The organism is Streptomyces cyaneofuscatus, from assembly GCF_033109485.1.
GTDB classification, from domain to species: Bacteria; Actinomycetota; Actinomycetes; order Streptomycetales; family Streptomycetaceae; genus Streptomyces; species Streptomyces cyaneofuscatus.
In genome coordinates this window covers 3,045,253-3,061,568 of the sequence record NZ_CP137002.1, presented here as the reverse complement: position 1 = coordinate 3,061,568, position 16,316 = coordinate 3,045,253, and the positions used below count along the sequence as shown (strand labels likewise).

General features: G+C 72.6%; 15 protein-coding genes. 10 read left to right on the top strand and 5 right to left on the bottom strand.

What is annotated here, in order from left to right; all coding sequences use genetic code 11:
- Positions 1–36 precede the first annotated feature (36 nt).
- Entirely contained in the window at positions 37–1,917 is a 1,881-nt protein-coding gene (locus tag R2B67_RS12985) for a GMC family oxidoreductase N-terminal domain-containing protein (RefSeq protein ID WP_317818019.1), read from the top strand.
- 93 nt (positions 1,918–2,010) lie between these two features.
- Entirely contained in the window at positions 2,011–3,780 is a 1,770-nt protein-coding gene (locus tag R2B67_RS12980) for a peptidase (RefSeq protein ID WP_317818018.1), read from the top strand.
- 405 nt (positions 3,781–4,185) lie between these two features.
- Here R2B67_RS12980 and R2B67_RS12975 read toward each other — a convergent pair whose 3' ends face one another.
- Positions 4,186–4,530 carry a chorismate mutase gene (locus R2B67_RS12975; protein WP_317818016.1) on the bottom strand — a complete coding sequence of 115 codons (345 nt, stop codon included), beginning with the start codon at positions 4,528–4,530 and terminating at the stop codon, positions 4,186–4,188.
- Positions 4,531–4,863: 333 nt separating this feature from the next.
- Between R2B67_RS12975 and guaA the strand changes: the two genes are divergently transcribed.
- The 5 genes from guaA to R2B67_RS12950 all read left to right on the top strand — a co-directional run bounded on the left by guaA (position 4,864) and on the right by R2B67_RS12950 (position 10,022).
- Positions 4,864–6,450 carry a glutamine-hydrolyzing GMP synthase gene (gene guaA, locus R2B67_RS12970; RefSeq protein WP_018510520.1) on the top strand — a complete coding sequence of 529 codons (1,587 nt, stop codon included), beginning with the start codon at positions 4,864–4,866 and terminating at the stop codon, positions 6,448–6,450.
- A 123-nt stretch (positions 6,451–6,573) separates the two neighbouring features.
- Positions 6,574–7,170 (top strand): Uma2 family endonuclease, encoded by a 597-nt coding sequence (locus R2B67_RS12965; RefSeq protein ID WP_317824840.1) that lies wholly within the window; start codon positions 6,574–6,576, stop codon positions 7,168–7,170.
- Between the two features lie 83 nt (positions 7,171–7,253).
- The gene (locus tag R2B67_RS12960) at positions 7,254–8,042 is read left to right on the top strand and encodes a class II aldolase/adducin family protein (protein WP_018510518.1); all 789 of its coding nucleotides are present in this window, start codon (positions 7,254–7,256) and stop codon (positions 8,040–8,042) included.
- Positions 8,043–8,154: 112 nt separating this feature from the next.
- On the top strand, positions 8,155–9,423 hold the full coding sequence (locus tag R2B67_RS12955) for a hypothetical protein (protein WP_109979212.1): 1,269 nt from the start codon (positions 8,155–8,157) through the stop codon (positions 9,421–9,423).
- 89 nt (positions 9,424–9,512) lie between these two features.
- Positions 9,513–10,022: a DoxX family protein gene (locus R2B67_RS12950; protein ID WP_109981091.1), complete on the top strand. Its 510-nt coding sequence runs from the start codon at positions 9,513–9,515 to the stop codon at positions 10,020–10,022.
- On the opposite strand, the gene R2B67_RS12945 is transcribed toward R2B67_RS12950, so the two are convergent.
- Complete coding sequence (locus R2B67_RS12945; protein WP_109979213.1) at positions 9,929–10,192, bottom strand: hypothetical protein; 264 nt, start codon at positions 10,190–10,192, stop codon at positions 9,929–9,931. The genes R2B67_RS12950 and R2B67_RS12945 overlap by 94 nt on opposite strands.
- Positions 10,179–11,525: a PspC domain-containing protein gene (locus R2B67_RS12940; RefSeq protein ID WP_317818013.1), complete on the bottom strand. Its 1,347-nt coding sequence runs from the start codon at positions 11,523–11,525 to the stop codon at positions 10,179–10,181. The genes R2B67_RS12945 and R2B67_RS12940 overlap by 14 nt, the downstream gene beginning before the upstream one ends.
- A gap of 198 nt (positions 11,526–11,723) precedes the next feature.
- On the opposite strand from R2B67_RS12940, the gene R2B67_RS12935 reads away from it, so the two are divergent.
- Positions 11,724–13,022, top strand: coding sequence for an ATP-binding protein (locus R2B67_RS12935; protein ID WP_018510514.1), 1,299 nt, complete (start codon positions 11,724–11,726; stop codon positions 13,020–13,022).
- Positions 13,019–13,714, top strand: a complete 696-nt coding sequence (locus R2B67_RS12930) for a LuxR C-terminal-related transcriptional regulator (protein WP_128849122.1) — start codon at positions 13,019–13,021, stop codon at positions 13,712–13,714. Before R2B67_RS12935 ends, R2B67_RS12930 begins: the two co-directional genes overlap by 4 nt.
- A 9-nt stretch (positions 13,715–13,723) precedes the next feature.
- Here the strand turns inward: R2B67_RS12930 and R2B67_RS12925 are convergent, their stop codons facing one another.
- Both R2B67_RS12925 and R2B67_RS12920 read right to left on the bottom strand, forming a co-directional pair.
- Positions 13,724–14,491: a GNAT family N-acetyltransferase gene (locus tag R2B67_RS12925; protein WP_317818012.1), complete on the bottom strand. Its 768-nt coding sequence runs from the start codon at positions 14,489–14,491 to the stop codon at positions 13,724–13,726.
- Between the two features lie 41 nt (positions 14,492–14,532).
- Complete coding sequence (locus R2B67_RS12920; protein ID WP_317818010.1) at positions 14,533–15,660, bottom strand: C40 family peptidase; 1,128 nt, start codon at positions 15,658–15,660, stop codon at positions 14,533–14,535.
- 265 nt (positions 15,661–15,925) lie between these two features.
- Between R2B67_RS12920 and R2B67_RS12915 the strand changes: the two genes are divergently transcribed.
- The gene (locus R2B67_RS12915) at positions 15,926–16,279 is read left to right on the top strand and encodes a hypothetical protein (RefSeq protein ID WP_237327555.1); all 354 of its coding nucleotides are present in this window, start codon (positions 15,926–15,928) and stop codon (positions 16,277–16,279) included.
- Positions 16,280–16,316 lie beyond the last annotated feature (37 nt).

The window sequence follows — 16,316 nt, the reverse complement described above, 5'->3', positions numbered from 1 at the left end:
CTGCCCTTCCGCCCCGATTCCGTAGTGAGGAGCGCCATGTCCCAGGACAGCCCTGCCCAGAAACAGCCCGTGAGCCATGTCCCGGCCGAGGACGACGCCGCGTACGACTACGACGTCCTGATCGTCGGCTCGGGCTTCGGGGGCGCGGTCTCGGCGCTCCGGCTGACCGAGAAGGGGTACCGCGTCGGCATCCTGGAGGCGGGCCGCCGCTTCACCCCCGGCACGCTCCCCAAGACCTCCTGGGACCTGAAGAACTACCTCTGGGCCCCCGCGCTCGGGCTCTTCGGCATCCAGCGCGTCCACCTGCTCGGCAACGTCATGGTGCTCGCGGGCGCCGGGGTCGGCGGCGGCTCGCTCAACTACGCCAACACGCTGTACGTGCCGCCCGCCCCGTTCTTCCAGGACCGCCAGTGGGCCTCCATCACCGACTGGCAGGACGAGCTCAAGCCGTACTACGACCAGGCCCGCCGGATGCTCGGGGTCCGCCTCAACCCGACCATGACCCCCTCCGACATCCACCTCAAGGCCGCCGCCGAGGCGATGGGCGTCGGCGACACCTTCCACCTGGCCCCGGTCGGCGTCTTCTTCGGCGACGGCAAGGACGCCGACGGCACGGCCAAGGCCAAGCCCGGCGGTACGGTCCCCGACCCGTACTTCGGCGGCGCCGGACCCGCCCGCAAGGCCTGCACCGAGTGCGGCGAGTGCATGACGGGGTGCCGCCACGGCGCGAAGAACACCCTCAACGAGAACTACCTCCACCTCGCCGAGAAGGCCGGAGCGGTCATCCACCCGATGACCTCCGTCGTCGCCGTCACCGACGACCCCGAGGGCGGCTACCGGGTCCTCACCGTCCCCACCGACCGCCGCCGCAAGGCGAAGCCCACGAAGCTGCGCGCCCGCAAGGTGGTCGTCGCGGCGGGCACGTACGGCACCCAGACCCTGCTGCACACGATGAGGGACCGCGGCCTGCTGCCCCGGCTCTCCGCGAAGCTCGGGGAGCTGACGCGTACCAACTCCGAGGCGCTGGTGGGCTCCCAGACCAGCGACCGCCGCTACCGCAAGAAGCACGGCATCGCGAAGGCCGACTTCTCGCAGGGCGTCGCGATCACCTCCTCGATCCACCCGGACGGCAACACCCACATCGAGCCGGTGCGGTACGGCAAGGGCTCCAACGCCATGGGCGCGATGTCGATCCTCCAGGTCCCCTACGGCGGCCGCCGGGTGCGCGGCTGGCTCGCCAACATGGTCAAGCACCCCACCCTCGCCGTCCGTTCGCTCTCCAACCACCACTGGTCCGAGCGCACGATCATCGGGCTCGTCATGCAGTCGCTGGACAACTCCCTGACGACGTACCGCAAACCGGGCGGTATCGGCAAAGGCCTGCTCACCGCCCGCCAGGGCCACGGCGCGCCCAACCCGACCCAGATCCCCGAGGCCACCCGCAGCGCCACGCTCCTCGCCGAGGAGATCAACGGCTTCGCCGGCTCCAACGTCGGCGAGCTGATGGGCACCCCGCTCACCGCTCACTTCCTGGGCGGCTGCCCGATCGGCGCGAGCGCGGAGGAGGGCGTCATCGACCCGTACCACCGCCTGTACGGCCACCCCGGCATCAGCGTCGTCGACGGCTCCGCGGTCTCCGCCAACCTGGGCGTCAACCCCTCGCTGACCATCACCGCCCAGGCGGAGCGCGCGATGTCCTTCTGGCCCAACAAGGGCGAGGTGGACCCGCGTCCGGAGCAGGACGCGGCGTACGAACGACTGGCCCCCGTGGAGCCGTTGGCGCCCGCCGTGCCGAAGGAGGCGTTCGGCGCGCTGAAGCTGCCGTTCCTGGGGATTCCGGTGGTGCCGCCGAAGGGGACGGCGGAGGCCGGGGCGGGCATCGAGGGCGTGGGGAACACACCCGTACCCAATCCGTGATCTTTCACCGGGCAACTGTTCGGGGAGCTGCGCGGTCGAACCCGTACTGCCTCACAGCAGTCACACAGCGCCCCCACGCACCAGAGGTCCCCGATGACACGCTTCTCCCCGAGAGCCGCGCTGCGCCGCGCCGCGGGCTCTCTCGCCGCCGCAGGTCTGCTGGCCGCGGCCTCGCTCGCGGGCGCGGCCGCCCCGGCGCAGGCCACCGGCCTCCCGGTGCTCGCCATCGGCGGCCCCGCCGAGACCGCACTGCACCCGTACCCGGAGAGCGGCGAGCCGCTCCACGCCACGCTCGGGATCACCCTCGACAACCCGGGCGCGGACGAGGGGGACGAGGACTACGAGACGGAGTTCACCGTCACCTTCGACCTCAGCGGCATCGCGGGCGTCGCCGATGTGGCGGTGGAGGACACCTCGGACTGCGAGGTCGCCGGTACGAAGGCGGTCTGCACGGACCAGGGGATCTGGCCCGGCCTCCGCGGCATCGACGACCTCCTCCTCACCGCCGCCGAGGGCAGCGAGGAAGGCGACAGCGGCACGATCAGGGTGACCGGACAGTCGAAGGGCGCGACCTTCACCCCGTTCACCACCCGGGTCACCGTCGGCGGCGCCGACCTGGTCATGGAAGAGCTCCCCTTCAAGGAGCGGACGAACGTGGGCGACCGGCAGAAGGCCCCGATCACCTTCGCCAACCGGGGCACCCGCGCCGCCGACGGCGTCCTCCTCGGCCTGGTGTACTCCCGCGGCCTCGACATCCCCGAGCGCTACTCCAACTGCGAGTACACCGAGGGCGGCCCGGGCTCCCGGGGCCCCGGCTGGACCACCGCCCTCTGCTCGGTCGAGGGCTCCTTCGAGGCGGGCGCGACGTACACCCTGGCGACCCCGCTGACCATCGAGGTCACCGACCGCGCCTACTACGACATGTTCGTCTACAGCATCCACGAGAACAGCGCCGCCCAGCGCACCGCACAGCGCGCGGGCGCCCCCTCCGAGCGCGGCACCGGCGCCGTCCTGAAGGCGGTGCCGGTGAAGGCTCCCGCGAAGGGCGCGACCGCCCGGGGCGGGGACCTCGACCCCTGGGACAACTTCCACGAGGCGGACTTCCGTACGGAGAACACGGCCGACTTCGTCGCGTACGGCGACAAGGTGGCCGGGGCCGAGGGCACCACCGTGGCGGCGGACTTCGGCTTCCGCAACGATGGCCCGGCCTGGGTCGGCTACCTCCGCTCCGGTGAGCCCGTCGCCACCGTCGACTTCACCGTCCCGCCGGGCACGACCGTCACGGCGAAGCCGGACCGCTGCCGCGCGGTGACCGCGGGCGGCGGATACCGCGAGGACCAGAAGAGCCCCGCGCCGCGCTACGTCTGCGACACGTCCATGAGCGTGCTGGACGGCGGCGGCCTGGACCTGCCGTTCGAGCTGCGGATCGACCGGAGCTCGGTCGGCGCGGAGGGCGCGGTCACCATCCGCGGCCCCTGGCTCCAGAACCCGAAGCTGCCGTTCGACCCGGAGCCGGCCAACAACACCGCGTACCTGATCGTGAACGGTGAGGGCGAGGGCGCCGACTCCGGCGGTACGACGGGCGGCACCGACGGCGGCTCCGGCGAACCGTCCACCCCGCCGACCTCGGCCCCGGACCCGGAGGAGAGCCCGTCCGGCACCACCGGACCCTCGGAGTCCGCCTCGTCCGCCACGTCGGGCAGCGGCTCGGCGGGCACTACGGGCGGCTCCGGCGGCGGGGGCGGCCTCGCCTCGACGGGATCGGCCGCCCTGGTCGCCTCGGGCACGGCTGCCGCGGCGCTGGCGGCGGGCCTGCTGCTGTTCACGGCCGCACGGCGACGGGCTGCGGCGCGGCACGCCTGACGGAGGGCGGAGGGCGGAGGGCGGAGGGGGACCTGACCTGGGCGGCCGACGGGGGACCTGACCTGGGCGGCCGGAGGGAGATCCGGCCGGGGGCGGAGGAGGGGAACAAGGCCTCCGCCCGGTACGTTCCGATGCGGCCGATCCGGGCGTCCCCGGGATCGGCCGCACATGGGGTGACCGGGCTGCTGTCCCCTGCGGACCGGTCACTGGCGCCGGGATGTGGTCCCACGACGTACCTGCAGTACGTCACACGTCCCGGCGGAGCCACGCGTGGTTTTCTACCGATGCCGCCCCTGGTTGGCACGGACACCGGGACCAACGAAGGCACGCCGGTCCCGGTCACGCGCCGTACGGGTGAGACGGGCACCGAACGCAGATACGGTCCTGCGGCCGCCGTCCCGTGGGTCACACCCGGCCGCGGCACAGCTCCAGCAGGGTCATCGCCAGAGCGGTACCCGGCTTGCCCAGCGCGTCCCTGTAGTGGCCGAGCACGGCCGTCTCGCGGGAGAGGTTGACCCGGCGGCCGCCGGAGGTGATCCGGGCCTCCTGGATGACCGCCGAGACGGCCATCCGTTCCTGGACGAGGCCGATGATCCGGTCGTCGAGGGTGTCGATGCGCTCCCGGGCGCCGCCGATCAGGGCGGCGGCCTCGTCGGTGCGGGCGCCGGTCTGCTCGGCGGGGGTGGTGGCGGTGCTTCCGGCGGGGCTGGTGGTGGTGCTGATGGCGGGGCTGGTGGTGGTGCTGCTCATGGTGGTGACTCCTGGTGGGTCGGAGGCCACCCCGGGGCAACGGGCCCGGATACGCAGAACGCCCCGGGCCTGATGGCCCGGGGCGCCTGGAACGTTGCTTGTCAGTAGCTCAAGCAGCACGACCATGGCAGCCGGCGGGCCGGATGCCATAGGTAAAGACGAAGGTCGTGTGCTGACGCATGGGGCACAGTATGGCCCCGGCCCGGCGGGCCCGGCAAAACGGGGCCCGGATCGTGAGACGTGGGCCCTCGTGGCCGACCCGGCGGAGGGTTCACGTACGGCCGGTAGAATCGGAAGAACCGACCCCCTTCACCACCGCCGGAAGGCCGCCCCGTGCCAGCAGCACCCCCCGCCGCCCCCGACACCACGGCCGACGTGGTCCTCGTCGTCGACTTCGGCGCGCAGTACGCCCAGCTCATCGCCCGCCGCGTCCGTGAGGCCCGGGTCTACAGCGAGATCGTCCCGTCCACCATGCCGGTGGCGGAGATGCTGGCGAAGAACCCCCGCGCGATCATCCTCTCCGGCGGCCCGTCGTCGGTCTACGCGGAGGGCGCCCCCTCCCTGGACCGCTCGCTCTTCGAGGCCGGGGTCCCGGTCTTCGGCATGTGCTACGGCTTCCAGCTGATGGCGACCACCCTGGGCGGCACGGTCGACGACAACGGCGCGCGTGAGTACGGCCGCACCCCGCTGCACGTCACGAAGGCGGGCTCGACGCTCTTCGAGGGCACGCCCACCGAGCAGCCGGTCTGGATGTCGCACGGCGACGCCTGTTCCGCCGCGCCCGAGGGCTTCACCGTCACCGCCTCCACCGACGTGGTCCCGGTCGCCGCCTTCGAGAACGACGAGAAGAAGCTGTACGGGGTGCAGTACCACCCGGAGGTCATGCACTCGACCCACGGCCAGCAGGTCCTGGAGCACTTCCTCTACCGCGGCGCGGGCATCGAGCCGAACTGGACCACCACCAACGTGGTCGAGGAGCAGATCGCCCTCATCCGCGAGCAGGTCGGCGACAAGCGCGCCATCTGCGGCCTCTCCGGCGGTGTGGACTCCGCGGTCGCCGCGGCCCTCGTCCAGAAGGCCATCGGCTCCCAGCTCACCTGCGTCTACGTCGACCACGGCCTGATGCGCAAGGGCGAGACCGAGCAGGTCGAGAAGGACTTCGTCGCCGCGACCGGCGCGAAGCTGAAGGTGGTCGACGCGGAGAAGCGCTTCCTCGACGCCCTGGCCGGGGTCTCCGACCCGGAGCAGAAGCGGAAGATCATCGGCCGCGAGTTCATCCGCGTCTTCGAGCAGGCCCAGCTGGAGATCCTCCAGGAGGACGGCCCCGAGGTCGCCTTCCTGGTCCAGGGCACGCTCTACCCGGACGTGGTGGAGTCCGGCGGCGGCACCGGCACCGCCAACATCAAGTCCCACCACAACGTGGGCGGCCTCCCCGACGACATCGAGTTCCAGCTCGTCGAGCCGCTGCGCCAGCTGTTCAAGGACGAGGTCCGGATGGTCGGCCAGGAGCTCGGCCTTCCCGAGGAGATCGTCCAGCGCCAGCCGTTCCCCGGCCCCGGCCTCGGCATCCGCATCGTCGGCGAGGTCACCAAGGACCGCCTGGACCTCCTCCGCGAGGCTGACGCCATCGCCCGCGAGGAGCTGACGGCGGCCGGCCTGGACCGCGACATCTGGCAGTGCCCGGTGGTCCTCCTCGCCGACGTCCGCTCGGTCGGCGTCCAGGGCGACGGCCGCACCTACGGCCACCCGATCGTGCTGCGCCCGGTCTCCTCCGAGGACGCCATGACGGCGGACTGGTCGCGCCTGCCGTACGAGACGCTGGCGAAGATCTCCACCCGCATCACCAACGAGGTCGCCGACGTCAACCGCGTGGTCCTCGACGTGACGAGCAAGCCGCCGGGGACGATCGAGTGGGAGTGACCTCCCGGGTTCGCGTGAACCCGTAGGGCCTCCTGGTCAACGCCGATGCCGTCGCTCATTCGTTTGGTCGGCGGCATCAACGTTTCCGGCGGCAAGTGCCCTGATAGGGCCCACCATGCACCCATGGCGATCTATGAGCCGACTGAACCCGGCCGCTACCCGGCTACCCCACCCGGGGGGTGGCACGCGGAAGACCTCGACCGGCTACCGGGGCTTCCCCGGCACACGGAGCTGATCGACGGGGTGCTGATCTTCAGAAGCCCGCAGCAGAGGTTCCATACACGGACGTTGTGGCTGCTAGAGAATTCCCTCCTGAGCCAGTTGCCGGACGATCTCGATGTTTTCCGTGAGTTCAGCGTTGTCCTGGACGGCCGCAATCGGCCCGAGCCGGATGTCGTGGTCGTCCCGCTCGCAGCCGAACCCGGGCCCGACGAGACGTTCCTGAGGGCCGACGACGTCATCCTCGCCGTAGAGGTCGTCTCCCCCGACTCCGAGGCCCGGGACCGCGACACGAAGCCCCGCAAGTACGCCGCGGCGGGAGTTCCGCACTTCTGGCGGGTGGAGGCGGACGAGGAAGGCGTGCCGGTCGTGTACGTCTATGAACTCGACCCCGCACTGAAGGTCTACGTACCCACGGGCATCCATCGGGACAAGCTCACGTTGACCGTCCCGTTCCCTCTGGAGATCGACCTCACCGCGATCAACCGCCGCCGCCCGTAGTCCGTCCCACCCCTTCCCCCTCACCCCCACCCGCCGGTAACTTCCGATCCCGTACGCCCCCGGGAAAGTGAGGAGCCGCCGCCATGTCCGAGCCGCCCGCCGTGCCCGCCCCCGCGCCCATCCCCGTCGAGCAGCTGCACTTCGCGATGCCGCCCGTGCACGCGTCGCCGGACGAGGAGCGGACGTACCGCAGGCAGCGGCTCGCCGGGGCGTTGCGGCTGTTCGGGGAGTACGGGTACGAGGACGGGGTCTCCGGGCACATCACCGTGCGCGATCCCGAGCTGGCCGACTGCTACTGGGTCAACCCGTTCGGGGCGCCCTTCGCCGATATCGCCCCGCAGGACCTGATCCTCGTCAACGGGGACGGGCAGGTGGTCCAGGGGCGCTTCCACGTCAACCAGGCCGCCTTCGCCGTGCACGCGGCCGTGCACCGGGCCCGGCCGGGGGCGGTCGCCGTGGCGCACACCCACTCCACGCACGGGCGGGCGCTGGCCGCGCTGGGGGAGCTGATCGAGCCGATCACCCAGGAGGCCTGTGCGTTTTACGAAGATCACGCACTTTTCGACACGTACACCGGGGTCGTCGTAGACGAGGAGGAGGGGCGGCGGATCGCCGAGGCCCTCGGGCCGCGCAAGGCCGTCATCCTGCGCAACCACGGGCTGCTGACCGTGGGGGACTCGGTCGACGCGGCCGCCTGGTGGTTCCTGACCATGGAGCGCGCCTGCCGGGTGCAGCTGCTGGCGCGCGCCGCCGGGAAGCCCGTGCTGATCGACCACCGGGACGCCGTCACCACCCGTGAGCAGCTCGGCAGCGACCTGGTGGCGTGGATCAACTACCAGCCCCTGTGGCAGCGGATCGCTCGAACGTTCTGACGGTAGGCGTTCGTGTCCGACCCGATGCGGGGGACGCCCGTCCCGTACGGCACAATTCGCTGGTATCACAGGTGAGTTGGCTGTACCGGGGTGGGAAAGGGTGTAAATCTCCGTGGCGTTGGACGAGGCAAGGGCGAGCGGTACGCACGGCGGAGGCTGTACGTGCGGCGACTGCCCGCACGGAGCACGCGAGGGGCACCGACGCGCGGTCGCCGCATTCCTCGCCAAGCGGGACGAACTGGCAGCGGGAAACGGCCTGCCCGCCGGGGTCGCCCAGTCGCCCTCCGCGTCCCGGCAGTGGGTCTCCGACGAGCTGACCGAGTCCGCGCGCACCGTCGCCGAACGGGGCCGGGCCGCCGGGGACGTCTGGCTGCACCATGTGTGGCGGGGCACCCTGTTCGTGGTCTGGGGCGCGGTCGTCGCCCTCCTCGTCGGCGCGAGCCTCACCGCGATCGGGCCGGGCTGGACCACCGCCCGCACCGCCGCTCTGGTCGCCGCCGTCATCACCGCCGCCCTGCTGACCGTCGCCGCCCGCTTCCACCGCGCCCGGGGCGGCCTCCTCGCCCCGCTGATCGGCGAGGACAACCGGCTCTCCACCTCCCGGGCCGTCGCCGCCGCCTGGGTCCTGCTCGCCGTCTTCGCCGTCCTCGTCCTCGCCCTCCAGCTGGCGGGCGCCTCGGACCCGGACGACCGGGACGCGCTGATCGAGGGGCTGGACCTGGTGCGGTCCGCCGGAGTGGTGGCCGTGCTCGCGCTGGTGTGCGCCGTCGCCGTCGTCGTACGCCGGGTGGTGACCGTACGGGTGCTGGGCCAGCGGCTCCAGAAGCTGCGCGCCGACCGGCCGCGCGCCGCCGATCTGCTCACCGACGACTCCGGGCGCGGCTCGTTCACCGATGTGCAGTACGTGCTGGTCAGCGCCGTCGCCGTACTGTTCGCCGGGGTCCGGCTGGCCCGCCGCCCCGAGCAGCTGCCCGACCTGCCGTGGGGGCTCGCCCTGCTGGTGGCCGTCTCGGCGGCGACGTACTTCGCCGGGAAGTACGCGGAGGGCGGCCGTCCGGTCGTCCTGTCCGTGGTGCGCGCCCGGGAGGCCGGGGACCTGGACGCCCCGATCCGGACCGGCGACGACATCGAGATCCGGGGCGCGGGCTTCGTACCGCCCGGCGCGGGCAGCCCCGACCGGCTGGCCCGGCTCGTCGTCCGGATCGGCACGGTCCACGTCCACGTACCGCTGATCCCGGTCGCCGGAGGCTTCGCCAACCCGACCGACACCGTGCTCACCGTGCCCGTCCCGGTCGAGGTCGAACCGGGGACCGTGGACGTCCAGGTCGTCACCGCCGCCGGGGTGGAGACCAACCGCTGCTCGATCGACGTCACGGACTGACCACCATCCGCCTCCCGGCTCTGGTGAGCGGCGCCGTACAGGCGTACGTATGGTCAAGTGACGGGTCTTCGGGAAGTGGGGCAGTGGTGATGAACGGTTACGGCGGCGGTTCGTACGGTCCGGGCGAGCCGAGAGGGCTGCGTGAGCGGGCGGGGCAGTACGCCCTGCTGCCGCTGCGGCTCTTCCTCGGCGTCACCTTCGTCTACGCGGGGCTCGACAAGCTGACGGACAGCGGGTTCCTCTCCGCCACCGGCCCCGGCTCGATCGGCGAGCTGATGAACACGGTCCGCGACTCCTCCGCGGTCCCCGCCCTCGTCGACCTGGCGCTCAAGAGCCCCGAAGGATTCGGCTACGCCATCGCGATCGGCGAACTCCTCGTCGGCCTCGGCACCCTGGTCGGCCTCTGGGCCCGGCTCGCCGCGCTCGGCGGAGCGCTGATCTCGCTGAGCCTGTGGCTGACGGTGAGCTGGCAGTCGACCCCGTACTACTACGGCAACGACCTGCCCTATTTGATGGCGTGGCTGCCCTTGGTGCTCGCGGGCGCCTCCATGTTCTCCGTCGACGCCTTCCTCGCGTCCCGGCGGCGCCGCAGCATGTAGGCGGTCCAGGTGGCCGTGGCGGCCAGCCACAGGCCGCCGAGGAAGACCCCGAGGAAGAAGGTCCACGGCGCCTCCCAGTCTCCGGCCGCGTCACCCGCGTACCCCCCGGCGAGGACCAGCATCGTCAGGCCCGCCACCGCCCGTCCGGGCCGGAACTCATGACGCAGCACGGGTGACCTCCACCTGTCCGACTCCGACTTCCACTTCGAGCTCGATCGTCCCGGCCGGCTTGCTGCCCTGGGGCGGCGGAAGCGTACGTTCCGATGTCTGGTCGCTGTTGATGCGGACCTGGACCCGCTGCCCCTCCTCCAGCCGGATCTCCCCGAGACCGGCCTCGGCCCGGACCTTCACCGTCACGCCCGCCGGGACGACGACGGCCGCCCGGCCCGCCCCGACCTCCAGCCGGGTCCGCACGGTCTCGCCCGGCGGGACCACCACCCCGGACAGGTCCAGCCGGGCGTCCCCGCTGCCCAGCTCGTAACCCTGCTGTACGGCGGCGACCTCGGCCGGACGCCACTCCTGGCGGGCCCAGTCCGTGCTGATCTCCTTCGGCAGCATCGTCGCGCCCGCCAGCAGCACCGCCGTGACCGTCGCCAGCAGCACCGTGCCGAACCCGGTCCGGCCCAGCGCGGAGGAGACCAGCAGGCCGAGCCCGAAGACCGCGAGCGCGGCGACCAGGCCGATCTGCAACGCCGTACCCAGCGGCTGCTGCTCCCAGCTCACCCCGGTCCCCAGACCGCCCGCCACCAGCGCGGTCAGGAAGACCAGGCCGCCGATCGAGCGCGGGCCCGGCGCGGCGGGCGCCGGAGCCGGCGGGCGGAACGGGGCGTCCGCGCTGGGGCGCCCGGCCCGCACCTTCGCCTGCGCCGCCTCCAGGTCCGTGTCCACGGGGCCCCACAGATAGCCGGAGCCGACCGGCCCCGTCGTACCGTCCTTGACGATCGGGTCCCGCCACCACGACGGACCGCCCGGCGTCGGCGGCGCCTTCACCTCAGGAGGGGGCGTGCCGAGGCCGCCGGTGTGCGGGTGGGCGGGGGCGGCCGGGGTGCCCGGCGGGGCCGCCGGGTCCTCCGGGGCCGCCGTCCTTCGGGACTGCGTCCACACCGAGCAGCCGACCACGGCCACCGTGAGCAGCGCCGCGAACGCCAGCATGCCCCGGTTGCCCAGCATCGACAGGAAGAGCCCGCAGCCGATCAGCGCCAGCAGCAGCGCCACCAGCGACGCCCCGTCGACCCGGCCCGACAGCAGCCGGCGCGCCTCGTTCTCCTCCTCGCCCTCCAGGGGCAGCAGGAGCCAGGCGAAGCCGTAGAAGATCAGGCCGATCCCGCCGGTTGCCGAGAGGACACCGAGCACGATCCGGAAGATCACCGGGTCCACGTCGCAGTACCGGCCGAGTCCGCCGCAGACCCCGGCCACCACCTTCTGCCGCGGGCTGCGCCGCAGCTGCGGTCGGGGCGCGTCGGGGGGCGCGACGCCGGGGGCGGCGTCCGAGGGAGCGGTCATACCTCCATGGTGACGGTCCGGACCGGCCGGCGGGAGCCGCACCGACCCTGGCCGGTCCCTGATTTTGCGCCGGGGGTCATGCCGGAAACCCCTCAGGGGCGGGCCTCGGGGGCGGGCCTCGGGGTAGGGCTGGCCTCAGGGTCGATCAGGGGGACTACCCTGATGCCTCCCGCACCCACCACGTGTGACGATCGGGGTATGCCAGCCGCCACCGCCCGAGCCGCGCACAGCTCACTCGCCTCCGACCCGGAGGAGCCGCCGCTGCGCAAGCTGTACCGCAGCGCCGACGGGCGGATGCTGGGCGGCGTCGCGCGCGGGCTCGCCGGACACCTCGGGCTGCCGGTCGCCTGGGTCCGGTTCGTCTTCCTCGGGCTCTTCCTCAGCGACGGCCTGGGCGCCCTGCTGTACGCGGTGTTCTGGATCGTCGTCCCCCTCGGCGTCGGCGGCGTCGGTGGCGTCCACGCCCCGCGCTCGGTCTTCGAGACCGCGGCGGACGGCCGGCGCAAGCTCCGCAAGCCGGACCCGGGCCAGGTCTTCGCGCTGGTCGCCCTGCTCATCGGGGCTGTCGTCTTCGTCGCCAACGTCGACATGGGCAGCGAGGCCGACCGCTACATCTGGCCGACGCTCCTCATCGGCGCGGGCTCCGTCCTCGTCTGGCGCCAGGCGGACAACGCGCGGCGCGCCCGCTGGATCGAGGTCGGCCGCCGCCGCCGGCTGCTGCAACTGGCCCGCGCGCTCGCCGGGGTCGCCCTCGTGGGCCTCGGCCTCGCCGTCTTCATGGTGGTGCGCGGCTCGGCCGCCCAGCTGGGCAACGTCCTGACCGCCGCCATCGCCGTCCTCACCGGCATCGCCCTGCTCGCGGGCCCCTACCTGGTCCGGATGGTCCAGGACCTCTCCGAGGAGCGCCTGATGCGCATCCGCGCCCAGGAGCGCGCCGAGGTCGCCGCCCACGTCCACGACTCCGTCCTGCACACCCTCACCCTGATCCAGCGGAACGCGGACGACGGCGGCGAGGTCAGACGGCTGGCCCGGGCCCAGGAGCGCGAGCTGCGGAACTGGCTCTACAACCCCGAGGGCACCGGCAAGGACGAGGACGACGAACCGGAGACCCTCGCCGAGGCCGTGAAGCGGGCCGCCGCCGAGGTGGAGGACAAGCACGGCGTCCCCCTGGAGGTCGTGGTCGTGGGCGACTGCCCCCTCGACGACAAGCTGGGTGCCCAGATGCAGGCCGCGCGCGAGGCGATGGTCAACGCCGCCAAGTACGGTGGCGAGGGCGGTGCCGTGCAGGTCTTCGCCGAGGTCGAGGGCGCCACGGTCTTCGTCTCCGTGAAGGACCGGGGGCCGGGCTTCGACCTGGACGAGGTTCCCGCCGACCGCATGGGCGTACGAGAATCAATCATCGGCCGGATGCAGCGCAACGGCGGCACGGCCCGGCTGCGTTCGGTGCCCGGCGGGGGTACCGAGGTCGAGCTGGAGATGGAAAGGGCGAGCGAATGACCGAGAACACCGAAGCCACCGGGGGCCCGGAGCGACGGGTACGGGTCGTGCTCGTCGACGACCACAGGATGTTCCGCACCGGGGTGCAGGCCGAGATCGGCCGCACCGAGGAGACCGGCGTCGAAGTGATCGGCGAGGCCGCCGACGTCGACCAGGCCGTCACCGTCATCACGGCGACCCGCCCCGAGGTCGTCCTCCTCGACGTCCATCTCCCGGGCGGCGGCGGCGTCGAGGTGCTGCGCCGCTGCGCCCCGCTGATGGGCGCGGCCGACCACCCGGTCCGCTTCCTCGCGCTCTCCGTCTCGGACGCCGCCGAGGACGTCATCGGCGTGATCCGGGGCGGCGCCCGCGGCTATGTCACCAAGACGATCACCGGCACCGACCTGGTCGACTCCATCTTCCGGGTCCAGGAGGGCGACGCGGTCTTCTCCCCGCGCCTGGCCGGCTTCGTCCTGGACGCCTTCGCCTCCACGGACGCCCCGCCGGTCGACGAGGACATGGACCGCCTCACCCAGCGCGAGCGCGAGGTGCTGCGGCTGATCGCCCGGGGATACGCGTACAAGGAGATCGCGAAGCAGCTGTTCATCTCGGTGAAGACGGTCGAGTCGCATGTCTCGGCGGTGCTGCGGAAGCTCCAGCTCTCCAACCGGCACGAGCTGACGCGGTGGGCGACGGCGCGACGGCTGGTCTGAGGCCGTCGCTCAACGACCGGCCGGTTCGAGCGAGATGTTGACCTTCTCCCCGATCCGGCGGTAGCCGATGGACGCGTAGATCCGTTCCACGTCGGCGTCGCCCGGCTCCAGCCAGACGGCCCGGCATCCCTGGTCCAGGGCCCGTTCCGTCAGCCAGGCGGAGAGCGCGGCGCCGACGCCCCGGCGGCGGAAGGGGGCGGCGACGGCGAGGCCGACCAGTTCGCTGAGGCCGTCGACGGGGAGGGTGCAGCCGCCCGCCCCGGCCGGTGCGCCGTCCAGGGCGGCCAGGGCGGCGACCCCGTCACCGGCCGCCGCCGAGCGCAGCCAGGTGATCGTTCCCGGCTCGGGTTCGCCCGCGCCGCCGAAGCCGTGGTGCTGGATGCGGGCGGCGTCGACGAATTCCGTGTCGGTGGCGGGCACGGCGATGCGGAGACCGTCGACCGGCTTCGGCGTGCGGAGGCCCTCGCTGGCGCAGACGAGCAACGGTGCCCGGCTCTCCACGGCGAACCCGGCGGCCAGCAGGGCCGGTTCGACGGCCGGGGCCCAGGCGGGCAGGAACTCCAGGCGCGGCAGCCGCCCCCGCTCCCGGAACGCGTCGACGAGGGCCGCCACATCGTCCGCCGTGGGGTCCGCATCCCGGTCGGGGATGGCGTAGTTGGCGTATTTCAGCTCCCAGCCCGGGTTGTACCGGACGGTGAACGAGCCCACCCGGTAGTGGGTGGAAGAGCGCAGCGTGAGCGTGCGGGCGTACTCCTGGACGGCGTTCGCCATCGACATACGGGACGTTCCTTCGGCGGGGGAGAGGTCGGCGCCGGGGACTATGCCACCCGGGTCGCTCCGGCGAAAGGCATTTGGCTGATAGGCGCGATGCGGACCGGGGCGCCGGGGCGCGGCGCGTGGATCATCTGGCCACCGCCGATGTAGAGGCCGACGTGGCTGATGCCCGAGTAGAAGAAGACCAGGTCGCCGGGGGCCAGTTCGGAGCGGGAGACCCGCTGTCCGGCGTTGATCTGGGTGTAGGTGGTCCGGGGCAGGCTGACGCCCGCCGCCTTCCAGGCCGCCTGGGTCAGCCCGGAGCAGTCGAAGGCGTTGGGGCCGGTCGCGCCCCAGACGTACGGCTTGCCGATCGCCCCGTGCGCGAAGGAGACGGCCCGCGCCGCCCGGGAGTTGGGGGCGGCGACCGAGGCGCGGGGGGCCGAGCGGTCGGCGTGGGCGGTGGAGCGGTCGGCCGGGGTGCCTGCCCCGGCCCGGTCGGCCGAGGTCGCCGGGGAGCCGCCGTGGGCCGCGTCGGCCGCGCGTTCGTACGCGGCGCGCTCGGCGGCGGTGAGGGTGGCCAGGAGCGTGCGGGCGTCGGCCAGCTTCGTCCGGATCGCGGTGCGGTGCTTGTCCAGCTCGGCGCGGCGGGCGGCGAGCGCCTCGGTCTCCTGGTCGGCGCGGGCCTTGACCCGGGCGATGCCGGAGAGCTGGCGCCGGATGTTGCTGAGCAGGCTGGCCTGCCGGTCGCCCGCCCGGTCCAGGTGGGCGGCGCGCTCCAGGTAGCTGTCGGGGTCCGAGGAGAGCGCCAGCTGTAGGGCGGGGTCGAGGGTGCCGGTGCGGTACTGGGCGGTGGCCATCGAACCGAGCGTGTGGCGGGCGGTGTTGAGGCGGTCGGTACGGCGGGCCGCCTCGTCGGCCAGGGCGTCGACGGCCCTGGTGGCGGCCGCTTCCTTCTCCTTCGCCCCGTTGTACTTCTCGGTGGCGACCTCGGCGTCGTGGTAGAGCCGGTCGACCTTCGCCCGGACCTGGGCGGCGGTGGGAGCGGGCTCGGCGGGTGCGGCGCCGGCCCCGGTGGCCGAGGTGGCGGTGGCGGCCCCGGCGAGCGCCAGGGTGGCGGCGGTGCGGGCAGCAGGGCCGGTGAACGGGCGCTGCTTGGGTTTCCGGTGAGCGGATTTCCGGTGCGCGGCCACGGGGGCGGCATCCTTCCTGTCGGCTGCCCGCCGGGGGATACCGGCAGGTCCGGCAAGGACGCTATGCCGGGCGCACGGAAAAGGTTCGCCATGACAGCTATTGCCCGGATGTGACGTTTCGGCGCTGCCGAATGACCGGGGGCGTCAATACGGAACTGATCATTCCGGCAGGTTCGGGCACGGGGCGCCCAGTTCCGGCGAAGGTGTCGAGGAAGGCTTGCCTCACTGCTGGGTAAAGTTTTGGCCATGGCTAGGCTCCGGAGCCATGGACGTACTCATCAATGTCTTCGTCGCCCTGCACATCATCGGCATCGCCTCCCTGCTGGGCGGCTTCCTGACCCAGATGAAGGCCATGGGCGCGGGCACCGCCCGCTTCGTTCCCGCCATGCTGCACGGCGCGCTGACCATGCTGGTCACCGGCGTCGCCCTGGTCGGGCTCAACCAGGCCGACGACCAGACCGTGAACAACATCAAGATCGGCGTGAAGCTGGCGCTCCTCGTCGTCATCCTCGCGCTCGTCTACGTCAAGCGGGACGAGGAGAAGGTCGAGAAGGGCGCGTTCGCGGCGGTCGGCGGCCTGACGGTCGCCAACATCTTCATCGCCACGCTCTGGACCTGAGGGGTCCCGGGCTCTGGACCTGAGGGGTCCCGGGCTC